General features: G+C 35.8%; 12 protein-coding genes. 4 read left to right on the top strand and 8 right to left on the bottom strand.

Annotated elements, in window-relative coordinates; genetic code table 11:
* Positions 1-6: 6 nt before the first annotated feature.
* The 6 genes from Q0983_RS18085 to Q0983_RS18060 all read right to left on the bottom strand — a co-directional run bounded on the left by Q0983_RS18085 (position 7) and on the right by Q0983_RS18060 (position 5,492).
* On the bottom strand, positions 7-1,092 hold the full coding sequence (locus tag Q0983_RS18085; protein WP_299556289.1) for a hypothetical protein: 1,086 nt from the start codon (positions 1,090-1,092) through the stop codon (positions 7-9).
* Positions 1,093-1,309: 217 nt separating this feature from the next.
* Entirely contained in the window at positions 1,310-2,059 is a 750-nt protein-coding gene (gene tpiA, locus Q0983_RS18080) for a triose-phosphate isomerase (RefSeq protein WP_299556288.1), read from the bottom strand.
* A 50-nt stretch (positions 2,060-2,109) separates the two neighbouring features.
* Positions 2,110-2,589 carry a TlpA disulfide reductase family protein gene (locus Q0983_RS18075; protein ID WP_299556287.1) on the bottom strand — a complete coding sequence of 160 codons (480 nt, stop codon included), beginning with the start codon at positions 2,587-2,589 and terminating at the stop codon, positions 2,110-2,112.
* A gap of 55 nt (positions 2,590-2,644) precedes the next feature.
* Positions 2,645-3,721, bottom strand: coding sequence for an ABC transporter permease (locus tag Q0983_RS18070; protein ID WP_299556286.1), 1,077 nt, complete (start codon positions 3,719-3,721; stop codon positions 2,645-2,647).
* Positions 3,722-3,766: 45 nt separating this feature from the next.
* Positions 3,767-4,861: a BT_3928 family protein gene (locus Q0983_RS18065; RefSeq protein ID WP_299556285.1), complete on the bottom strand. Its 1,095-nt coding sequence runs from the start codon at positions 4,859-4,861 to the stop codon at positions 3,767-3,769.
* Positions 4,862-4,952: 91 nt separating this feature from the next.
* On the bottom strand, positions 4,953-5,492 hold the full coding sequence (locus Q0983_RS18060) for a DUF1599 domain-containing protein (RefSeq protein ID WP_299556284.1): 540 nt from the start codon (positions 5,490-5,492) through the stop codon (positions 4,953-4,955).
* A 247-nt stretch (positions 5,493-5,739) separates the two neighbouring features.
* On the opposite strand from Q0983_RS18060, the gene folP reads away from it, so the two are divergent.
* The 4 genes from folP to Q0983_RS18040 are packed head-to-tail and all read left to right on the top strand — an operon-like array spanning position 5,740 to position 8,927.
* Positions 5,740-6,519 (top strand): dihydropteroate synthase, encoded by a 780-nt coding sequence (folP, locus tag Q0983_RS18055; RefSeq protein WP_299556283.1) that lies wholly within the window; start codon positions 5,740-5,742, stop codon positions 6,517-6,519.
* Positions 6,520-6,573: 54 nt separating this feature from the next.
* Positions 6,574-7,293 (top strand): hypothetical protein, encoded by a 720-nt coding sequence (locus tag Q0983_RS18050; RefSeq protein WP_299556282.1) that lies wholly within the window; start codon positions 6,574-6,576, stop codon positions 7,291-7,293.
* Between the two features lie 36 nt (positions 7,294-7,329).
* A complete protein-coding gene (locus tag Q0983_RS18045) occupies positions 7,330-8,115 on the top strand; it encodes a diadenylate cyclase (RefSeq protein WP_299556281.1) in 786 nt (261 codons plus the stop codon).
* Entirely contained in the window at positions 8,115-8,927 is an 813-nt protein-coding gene (locus tag Q0983_RS18040) for a DUF3667 domain-containing protein (protein ID WP_299556280.1), read from the top strand. The genes Q0983_RS18045 and Q0983_RS18040 overlap by 1 nt, the downstream gene beginning before the upstream one ends.
* On the opposite strand, the gene Q0983_RS18035 is transcribed toward Q0983_RS18040, so the two are convergent.
* Both Q0983_RS18035 and truA read right to left on the bottom strand, forming a co-directional pair.
* Positions 8,924-10,693 carry an ABC transporter ATP-binding protein gene (locus tag Q0983_RS18035; RefSeq protein WP_299556279.1) on the bottom strand — a complete coding sequence of 590 codons (1,770 nt, stop codon included), beginning with the start codon at positions 10,691-10,693 and terminating at the stop codon, positions 8,924-8,926. The two genes, Q0983_RS18040 and Q0983_RS18035, sit on opposite strands and share 4 nt — an antisense overlap.
* The gene (gene truA / locus Q0983_RS18030) at positions 10,686-11,435 is read right to left on the bottom strand and encodes a tRNA pseudouridine(38-40) synthase TruA (RefSeq protein ID WP_299556278.1); all 750 of its coding nucleotides are present in this window, start codon (positions 11,433-11,435) and stop codon (positions 10,686-10,688) included. The genes Q0983_RS18035 and truA overlap by 8 nt, the downstream gene beginning before the upstream one ends.
* Positions 11,436-11,528: the final 93 nt, after the last annotated feature.

The raw sequence follows: 11,528 nt of genomic DNA, 5'->3' as shown, positions 1-11,528 counted from the left end.
AATTTATTAGTTGTTGATATTAGCATTAGCTTTTATGTTGATGTTTAATGGGGTTCCTGCTGTAATGATATTGTTATGAATCACAAAGTCTGTTAAGTAAGGTAACTGTGTTGGGTAGCCCCTAAGGCTAAACGGGTAAGCACCATTAAACACTCCAAGATCGTTACCATCTGTTCCTGCATCTTCAGCCGGTGAACCACCCTGAATATGATAATCGTTAGCCGTGCTATTTAAAGAGGTATTCGGATTAAAGGCAACAAATTGCGGATCGGTATTATTAATATTATTGGTTCCGGATAAAGCATCCAGGGTGGAGTTATAACTATAAGTTAAGTTATGTTGAAAATTCAGGGCACTATTCCCGCCAAGGTTAAAGTTTTCTACATTGTTTCCTGTAAATATGAAAATATTGTTTGTAAGCTGTGTACCACTACAACTATTAAACAACGTAATGGCCCCATTACTATCTCCGGCTTGTCGTGATAAAATGATGTTATTATTAAATATAGTGGAGCTGTTAAGCCTGTAAAAAATATCATAACCCCAATAGCTATTAGGCCTGGAGAAAGTGTTGTTGGAAATGATCCAGTTTTGCGAATTATAATTATCCAGGGCCCTGGAAGAATTATGATAAAAGAAATTCCCTGAGATAATAACGTTATTAGCTCTTCCGGTGTGGCTATTCCCATATACTGTATAGAGGCGATTGTTGGTAATGACAATATCGTGATTACTATAGTTGGTATCGTCTAAATAGATATTTGAAATATAAAGCCCCGATATTTGCGATCCTGATGCGTTGGCGTTTCTGAATAAAACACTGCTTACCCTGGCGTATTGCCCGGCATTAAGCTGGGGGTTATGTCCAATCCCATAGATCTTCAAGGGCTTTTTCATATAAACATCGCCATAACTGTTTGGTGATGGTTGTATATAAATAATATCATCAGGGTTGGCAGCATCTACTGCAGTTTGAAGCGTGGTGTATTGTGCTCCTGAACCCTGGTTATTATCTACTATAAGAACATTTTGTGCCTGTATTGTTGTACATATGCTGAATAGCACAACAAAAAAGAGAGTTGAATTTTTCATAATGATGTATTGTTGGTTTCACATTTTTTCAAGTACAAGGTATCATCAACAAACAGAAAAAAAGTAAGGGCATTCCCTGATTTATAAAAAATCAGGGAATGCCCTTAGGAAGTCTATTCACAAAAAAACGTTCAAATTAAATAATTTGAACGTTTTGATAATTTATATTCTTAAATGAGATGCTTAAACTAGTTCAGCATGACATAAATTTCTTTAATTAAAATGCATTAACAATAGCAAAGAAATCTTCTGCTTTTAAAGAAGCACCTCCAATTAAACCTCCATCAACATCCGGCTTAGAGAAAATCTCTTGTGCATTTGCAGGTTTCACACTACCTCCATAAAGGATAGATACTGAATCCGCAACATCCGCACCATAGTTATCGGCCAATGTTTTTCTGATAAACGCATGCATATCCTGAGCTTGCTCCGGTGTTGCAGTTTCCCCGGTACCAATGGCCCAAACCGGCTCATAGGCTAAAATAATGTTTTTGAAAGCAGAAGCTTCTAAATGAAACAGTGCATTTTTTATTTGACTTTCAACCACAGTTTCTTCGTTACCGGCTTTTCTGTCCGCTAACTCCTCACCAAAGCAGAAAATAACAGTCATATCATTTGCTAAAGCAGCATCTACTTTTTTAGCTAATAATTCATCTGTTTCATTAAAATATTCTCTACGCTCACTATGTCCTAAAATAACGGTTTCCACCCCTACACTCTTTAACATGCTTGCGCTAATTTCACCGGTGTAAGCACCATTTTCCGCAAAGTGCATGTTTTGAGCAGCCACCTCAATATCTGTCGTTCTTAAGGCTTCGTATGCATGATATAAATTCGTAAAGGTAGGTGCCACCATTACGTCTGCATTAGAGGTTTTTGTTTGATTTTTTAAATCGGCCAGTAATGCCTCAGTTTGCGATAAATCATTATTCATCTTCCAGTTTCCTGCAACGATATTCTTTCTCATAAAATCTTGTATTTATGGTTATTTGAGTTTTGTAAACGCTGCTAAAGTACTTATTTTTTTAGAGCCTGAATAAGTTTTTTGTCATTAGCTTTAATAACATCAAATACAACGATTTCGCTAGCTTCATTTATCACCAAATATCTGGGAATCCAGTCTAAATCCAGAAAATTTCCAAATGGTCCTTTCCATCCGGATTGCATATAGTAATGGTCTCCAACCACATGGTGCTTTTTAATACCTTTTTTCCAGGCGTCCTGTCCTCTGTCTAAGGATAGAAACACATAAACCACGTCGTCATACTCCCCTTGTAGTTCTTTAACTTTTGGCATGCCTCTTAAACAATCACCGCACCACGAGGCCCAAACATCAATAAGAATGGTTTTTCCCTTATGTTTTTCCAAAATAGATTGAAATGGGATCTCATCGCCATCCAGGGTAATAAACGTATCATTTAAAGCGGCTTCACTAAACTGTGTTGGCGGCTCAGCACAGCTAAAAAGACTAATCAATAAAACTAAAAGTATATTCATTTTCTTCATTTTATCATTTTGATTATTGAGATTTCCGCCTTTGCGGAAATAAAACTTAACTAAGTTTTACTTTTGGATCTAACCAGGCATAGATTAAGTCGACAAAAATATTAATCATTACAAATAGAGTTGCAATTACCAGTACCGATCCCATAATGACCGGTAAATCTAAAGTATTAAGGGAGTTAACTATTTCTTTACCCAAACCGTTCCAACCGAAAATATATTCCACAAAAACAGCCCCTGCCAGCATAGACGCAAACCAACCTGAAATAGCTGTCACCACCGGATTCATGGCATTTTTTATAGCATGCCTTTTTATAATTTGGAACTCACTCAGACCCTTGGCCCTGGCAGTTCTTATATAATCTTGATTGAATACTTCTAACAAAGAATTTCGCATCAGTTGAATAACTACCGCCAACGGGCGAATTCCCAATACGATTGCCGGCAGGATTAAGTTTTTCCATTTAATATGCATGGCCTCGCCAAAATCATCCAATTCATACAGGCTACCGGTCATTTCCAAATTGGTGTATTTATGCAATACAAAGCCAAATAACCAGGCAAACAGAATAGCACTAAAGAACGACGGTACACTCATTCCGAAAGTACTTACTACCTGGATAACTTTATCCAGCCATGTATCCTTATAAAGCGCCGATACAATCCCCAAAACAACACCTAAAACAATAGCGATCAAAATGGCTGACACTGCTAATACAAAGGTGTTTGGAAGTGTTTCTCCCAAAACTTCAGTGACTCTTTTTCCCTGTTTGGTAAAGGATTCCCTTAAATATGGGAATTTTAAAACTGTGGTTGTATTACCAATGGTAAATAGCCTTGTTGCCGAATACTTTCCGCTTTCTAACGAGGTGTAATCCTCTTTTAAATTTGAGTGAAATGATAAAGGCGACAAATCGTTTAAATAATAGACATACTGAGTAGAAACGGGCTTATCAAATCCGTATTTTTGTTTTACTAATTTTAGTTGCTCGGTATCTTCATTTTGCCCCAGCATCATTTGAGCCGGATCACCGGGAAGTACATTAAATAAAAAGAAAATAACGGTGATCACTCCAAATAAAGTGAGTAAGGCGTAAGTAATTTTATTTAATATGTAACTAATCAATAATGTTTATTTGTTTAACTGAAAACTGCAGCTGCCTACTGCCAACTATAATTCCAAATCCTCAATATCATTCCAATGTACTTTTTGCTTCACGGTGCCTTTATCCAGTTCTAAAATTCCCGGATTAGAGCGCACCACTGTCTTAAGGGCTTTTTCATCACACAAATACCACTCGAAATTTAAACCGTAAGTGTTGTTGATAGTTTGTTTCGCTTCTTCTCCCGAAGCTGTCAAACCAATAACCTGATATCCCTTTTTGACTGCTGCCTCAGATAGCGTTCTCAGTTTTTTAGCACCATCCTTTTCAAGCTTTTCCAAACTATAGGATACTATGACAATAAGGTTTTCCTGATTTAAATAGTATTCGGTTAAATCTTCAGCATCGCTTTCAATAGAGAAATCATAAATGGGAGGCTCATAACCTTTTTCAATTTCTTTGGTTTCAACACCTATAAACTCACCTTCAACAGAGGGATAGGATCCGTTTGTTTTAATTATCTTTTCTTCGCCGTTAACGTTGAACTTCCAGGAATATTCAACAATCGGTTTTGGTGCATCCTCCGGAATGGTCATGCCTTCAGTAATGTTTTTTCCAATCTTATAGGCCCTAAAATCTATAGCAGGCAAATGCATTAACACATGGTATCCAAACCATAAGCTAACCACAAAACTCAATAAGGCTAAAACAGTGGTAGGCAGTTTGCCAAAAAGTGGTTTGATTTGTTTTAAACCAAAAAACAAGACCAAAATAAGCACCAATAACACCAGATCTTTAGTAAAGCTTTCCCAGGGGGTCAACTTTAAAGCATCACCAAAACAGCCACAGTCTTTAACTTTATCAAAATAAGCCGAATAAAAAGTTAAAAAGGTAAAAAAGACAATCATTAAGAGTAAACTCCAAATGGTAAACCTGGGTTTATAACCTATTAGTAAAAACACCCCCAAAACCACTTCAAAAACAACTACAAATATGGATATCCCCAGAGCATAAGGTTCTAAAAAAGGAAGATTCAAGACATCTGCTCCAAAGTATTCCTGTAGCTTATATGAAAAGCCAAGCGGGTCATTCAGTTTTATAAAACCTGAAATGATGAATAGAATTCCAACAAATAATCTGGATGCGTTAACTAATATTTTCATAAAAATGATGTCCGGTGACTGAGGCCCTCGAAGTCATCCGGGGTTTTTATATTTAAACAGTCGCTTCGAGAGCCTCAGCGACCTGTATAAGCTATTCCTCGTTTAAATGAATCATGGCAAAAACAGCATAATTGATCATATCCTGATAGTTGGCATCAATACCTTCACTCACAATGGTTTTCCCCTTGTTATTCTCAATCGTCTTTACACGTAATAGTTTTTGCAAGATCAAATCGGTTAAGCTGCTCACTCTCATGTCACGCCACGCTTCACCATAATCATGGTTTTTGTCTTCCATTAATTTTTTGGTGATGGCTACATGTTTTTCATATAACTCAACGGCTTCATCGGTCGATAAATCCGGTTGCTCAACAATACCTTTTTCAATTTGAATCAATGCCATGATACAATAGTTTATGATGCCTATAAACTCACTCACTTCATCTTCATCAACCTTTCTAACATCATTTTCCTGGAGACTTCTGATACGCTGTGCTTTTATAAAGATCTGATCAGTTAAAGAAGGCAAGCGTAATATCCTCCAGGCACTGCCATAATCGGTCATCTTCTTTTTAAATAAACTTTTACAGGTATCAATTACGGCATTGTATTGTTTTGAAGTATCTTGCATGTATTAAATTGAATTTTGCGTAAATTTCGCTTAAATAGTTCAAAGTTCAAAGTTGAACGTTTTAAAAGTTACCACTAATACACGAATAACTTTTTTATTTGTTTAGCTGCTACTTAAAACTGTACAAACAGCGATTAAAATTTTATTTTAGCACACAATAAATTCTATTAAAATTAGTGAATTCGTGGCCCATACATATACTATAAATTGCAAAGGAAAACTAATAGATTTATCATCACCCAGGATAATGGGAATTTTAAATATTACACCGGATTCTTTTTACGACGGTGGTAAGTACAATGACGAAAAAGAGATTTTAAAACAAGTAGACCGCATGCTTAATGAAGGTGCCACTTTTATTGATGTTGGTGCTTACAGTTCACGTCCCGGTGCTGATTTTGTAAGTGAAGCCGATGAACTAAAACGCATAGTTCCCATTGTAACTTTAATTCTGAAACATTTTCCTGAAACCTTGCTTTCCATAGATACCTTTAGAAGCGAAGTTGCTAAACAATGCATGGATGCCGGTGCCGCTCTGATTAATGATATTTCCGCAGGAAAACTGGATGATCATATGCTACAGACCATTGCCGATTTACAGGTGCCTTATATCATGATGCATATGCGAGGAAATCCACAAACGATGCAACAACAAACAGATTATAATGACTTGGTTAAAGACCTTCTATTTTATTTTTCGGAACGTCTGGCAGCCGCAAAATCATTAGGTATTATTGATATGATTGTTGATCCCGGATTTGGTTTTTCAAAAACATTAGAACAGAATTATGAACTCCTGAATAAGTTAGAACTTTTTGATATGCTTGACAAACCCGTATTGGTTGGCATATCCAGAAAATCCATGATCTACAAATTATTAGATACTAAACCCGGTAATGCTTTAAATGCTACTACAGTATTAAATACAGTAGCCTTACAAAAAGGGGCTTCTATTTTGAGGGTGCACGATGTAAAAGAAGCTGTGGAGTGCATTAAATTGGTTCAGAAGTTAGAAGTTAGAAGTTAGAAGTTAGAAGTTAGAAGTTAGAAGTTAGAAGTTAGAAGTTAGAAGTTAGAAGTTATGAAATATTATATTTTATTGATCTCCATAGTGTGTTTATTGTCTTGCGGTGAAAAAAAAGTGATTGAATTGCCGGAGATCAGTTATTCAGATATCACAGAGATTCAGGATGTATCGGCAGCTTATTTATTTTATAACGAAGCGCAACCGGACAGTGTGGAATTAAACCGAAAGAATTTAATTAGTACCACCAATTGGTTGGTTAATGTGGATAAACGATTAACCTTAAAACAAGTCATTCCACATATTAAGTTTCTACAAGAGAAGAAAGCAAACGGAGCTCATAAAAACGAAAAGGCTAAAAACTATTTTACCTGCCACGATACCGGTAGAAATAATTTGGGGTTTGTGGAATTTACCAATATTTATTATGAAGGAAGAAGAGATGTGGAAGATTCAATTAACAACATTTTTCGGTTACTCTATAAAAAAAACCAGCTCCATGATTCTGACACTATTAAGTTCAATATCTTCCTTAAAATTAACGAAGATAAACTCATAGAGTTTGAAAATCAGAAGACACAAATTAGTGAATTGCGAAAAGCCATTAATTCAGCCTTAGAATCAAGAATTGAAACTAAACAAAATTTTCTAGGGGATATAATTTTATATTTCGACAAAGACTTAACTTTTCAAGACTATATATTTTTCAAAAGTGAAATTTCTAATATTAATATTCCGAATTTCAAAGTATGGAATGAAGAATTCATTTTGTTTTAAACGTAATTTCTTAAATTTACCAAAACCTATTTCCTATTGGACATCTTTGACGACATTTTAAACCTACGTTTTATAGATTATCTGGATGTTGTCCTGGTGGCACTACTACTCTACTACCTTTATAAACTGGTTAAAGGCACGGTGGCAATTAACATTTTTCTGGGTATTATCATTATTTACGGTGCCTGGAAATTGACCGAGTTCCTTGATATGGAATTACTTTCAGGAATTTTTGGTGGTTTTATGAAGGTTGGATTGATTGCATTAATAGTGGTTTTTCAACCGGAGATCAGGAAGTTTTTATTAATGGTTGGTTCTACCAATTTTGGGAAACGCATCAAGTTTTTACAACGTTTTAAATTTCTAAAAACTGATGCTACCAACACTACTGATGTTGATGCCATTGTTTCGGCATGTAATAAAATGTCCATGTCAAAAACGGGCGCATTGATTGTATTTGAACGTAATAACAATCTGGATTTTTTAACATCATCCGGTGATGAAATGAATATAAAGGTCACGCAACCTATTATTGAAAGTATCTTTTTTAAGAACAGTCCGTTACACGATGGGGCCATTATAGTTAGTAATAATATTGTAAAAGCCACTCGTGTTATTCTGCCGGTTAACAACGAAAAGAAAATACCGCAACGCTTTGGTTTACGTCATCGGGCTGCAATTGGCGTTACCGAAAAAACCGATGCTCTGGCATTGGCTGTGAGTGAAGAGACCGGCCATGTCTCCTATTTTAAAGATGGTGAATTTGTGGCTTTTGAAGACACCAATCAACTAGCGTTAATGATTAAAAAAGATCTGGTGTAATGCCATGTAAAAACTGCCGTACCATATTAGCCGATGGAAGTGATTACTGCCACAACTGCGGGGCAAAGGTGATACGAAACCGGTTAACCGTTAAAAATCTATTTGAGCATTTTACAGTAACCTTTCTTAATTACGACAATAAATTTCTTCAAACTTTTTTAGCACTTTTTAGAAAGCCTGAAGATGTTATAGATACCTATATCAATGGCACCAGGAAAAAGTATGTAAATGTCATAAGTTATTTTGCAATTGCCCTTACTTTTACCGGTTTATATCTATTTGTCATAAAAAAGTTTTTTCCTGAAAGTATAGATTATTCGTTTACAATTCCTGGTCAGGATGAAGCTCAAAGAGAAATTCAAAGTGAACTTCAAAAAAAGAATGTAAGTTTTGTGCAAGAATACATGTCATTATTCACCATGTTGTACGTTCCTTTATATGCTTTAATGGCCAGAGTTTCGTTTATCGGAATTAAAAAATTTAATTACACAGAATTATTAGTAGTTTTTTTGTATTTACAAGCTCAAATGTCAATTGTTACTGCCGTTGCGGGAGTTCTGTGTGCTTTTTTGAGCTTTAGTCAGGGAACAATGAGTATCATATTCATTCCCTTAATGATACTTTATTGTGCTTATACCCTTAAAAGATTATATCAACTTAATTTTTCCGGTATGCTTCTAAGGACCATCTTATTCCTGGCCGTTTTAGGTGTGGCATTTATTATTATCTCAATCATTATGGGGGTTATCATGTATTTTGACGGAACTTTTGATAAAATGATTGAAGCTAAAAGAGCAGCCTCAGGAAGTTAAACCATAGCTTCTTCCTGTAAAAACTGTACTTCGTAAAGGTTTTTATAATACCCCGCTTTCTTTTTAAGAAGTTCATCATGGGTCCCTTGTTCTACAATAGTTCCGGCATCCATAACAATAATTTTATCCGCTTTTTTAACCGTAGCTAAACGATGTGCTATAACAATAGAGGTTCTTCCCTTGGTAATTTTATCGGTAGCATTTTGAATGAGTTGTTCCGAATATGAATCCACAGACGAAGTAGCTTCATCCAACACCAAAATACTCGGGTTGGTGACATAAGCCCTTAAAAATGAAATTAACTGCCTTTGACCGGATGATAACATGACACCCCGTTCTTTTACGTTATAGTGATATCCGTTAGGTAAGCTCATAATAAACTCATGAATACCAATATCTTTTGCCGCCTGTTGCACTTGTTCCTCGGTAATTTCGGGATGATTGAGGGTTATGTTGCTTAAAATAGTATCGGCAAATAAAAACACATCCTGTAATACAATGGCAATTTGAGTTCTTAAGGACGCTAAAGTCACTTCTCTGATATCAATATCATCCACTAAAATAGCACCGTCCTTAATTTCGTAAAAACGATTTAACAAGTTAATTATCGTAGATTTTCCAGCTCCGGTAGCTCCAACAATAGCCACGGTTTCTCCTGCATTTACCTTAAACGAAATGCCTTTTAAAACTTCTTCATCTTCTACATAGCTAAAGTGTACATTATCAAACCTGATGTTCCCCTTAAAATGTTCTGCCACCATAGTCCCTTTATCATCAATTTGAGAGGTAGTATCCAAGACATTAAACACACGATTTGCAGCCACCATGCCCATTTGCAGTGTATTAAACTTATCCGCTATCTGACGCAACGGCCTGAACAACATGGGTATGTACATAATGAAGGCTATTAAAACCCCTTGTGTAACAGTGCCTTCAATGACATTAAGTCCACCGTACCAGGCCACCAAACCTATGGTAACCGATGATGCCAGATCTGCTATTGGGAAGAAAAACGAGTTATACCATACCGTTTTTAACCAACCTTTCTTATGGCGTTCATTTATGGTTTTGAAATTTTCCTGCTCAATTTTTTCACGCGTAAAAAGTTGCAGGATCTTCATACCTGTTAACCGCTCCTGTACAAACGAGTTCAGGTTAGACACTTCCGTTCTAACTTCTTCAAACGCTTTCTTCATATATTTTTGAAAAAGCCGGGTGGCATATAACAAAATTGGAAGCATGATAAACACGATCAAACTAAGCTTCCAATTGGTATAGATCATCACCCCGAAAACAACGGTCATGGTCAAAATATCCCTAAAGATCATGAACAAACCCTGTCCAAAAATATCCGCAATACGCTCCATATCCGTAACAGACCTGGTAATTAAAACCCCAACGGAAGAATTATCATAATACTTCATTTTAAAGCGAAGCAGATGATTGAATAACTTTATCCTGACATCCTTTACCAGGTTTTGCCCTAACCAGGCGGCGTAGTAAATAAAGGTCAGTTGAAAAGCAGTTTGCAGAATTAATACTCCAAACATGAGGGTTACGTAAAACAAAAACGTATCGGCCTCATTGGCTCCAATACCTTGATCAATTGCTAACTCAGTAATTTTAGGTGTGGCAGCACTTAAACCGGCTAAAAAAATAACCAGAGCAAATAGCCCTACAAATATGGCTTTATAAGGTTTGATATACTGAAACAGGCGTTTGAATAGTACAAAATCAAATATGTTCTCTTTTTTCTTTTTACTCATCTAGTTGTATACTGTCCGGGTATTCTACTTTAGTTAAATATAAGGCGTGTGCGGGCACTGAATATCCGGCCTCACTCCTGTTTTTTGATTGAATTATGGTATGTAAATCTTCTACCTTCATTTTTCCTAAACCAATATTAATCATGGTTCCAACGATAGCTCTTACCATATTTCTTAAAAACCTGTCAGCTTTAATAACAAAGTGCAACTCATCCTCATTAAAAGACCAATCGGCTTTCATAATATCACAATAATACGTTTTTACATCCGTATTACTTTTTGAAAAGCATTGAAAATCTTTATACTGAAATAAAATTTTTGAGGCTTTTTTCATTTTGTCCACATCCAGATCTTGTTTCATGTATAACGTGTTATCAAATGTAAACACATTTTTCTTTAAGGTAATTTTATATAAATATGTTCTGCTTAAAGCGTCAAAACGGGCATGAGCCTCATTGTTCACCTCAAAAATATCGTGAATAGCAATATCTTTTGGCAAAAATGAATTCAATTTATACGCTAGCTGATCTTCATCAAACTTAACATCAGTATCAAAATGCGCAAACATTTGGGAGGCATGCACACCGGTATCTGTACGCCCGGCACCCACAATAGCAATGGGGTCTTTTAAAAGTGCGGTTAACGCTTTCTCTATAACTTCCTGTACAGAAATATCGGTGGGCTGATTCTGCCAACCGTGGTAAGCACTACCATTATAAGAGAGTTCTATAAAATACCTCAAAGCCTTAATCTATAATTTAAAAACCTAAAGACCTTGTCAAACTGAACTTGTTTCAGTTTCTCATAAGATTCTGAAATGAATTCAGAATGACAA

This window comes from Seonamhaeicola sp., from assembly GCF_028281565.1.
Lineage (GTDB): Bacteria > Bacteroidota > Bacteroidia > Flavobacteriales > Flavobacteriaceae > Seonamhaeicola.
The sequence above is the reverse complement of the archived record's forward strand: the minus strand, read 5'-3'. Positions and strand labels throughout refer to the sequence as shown.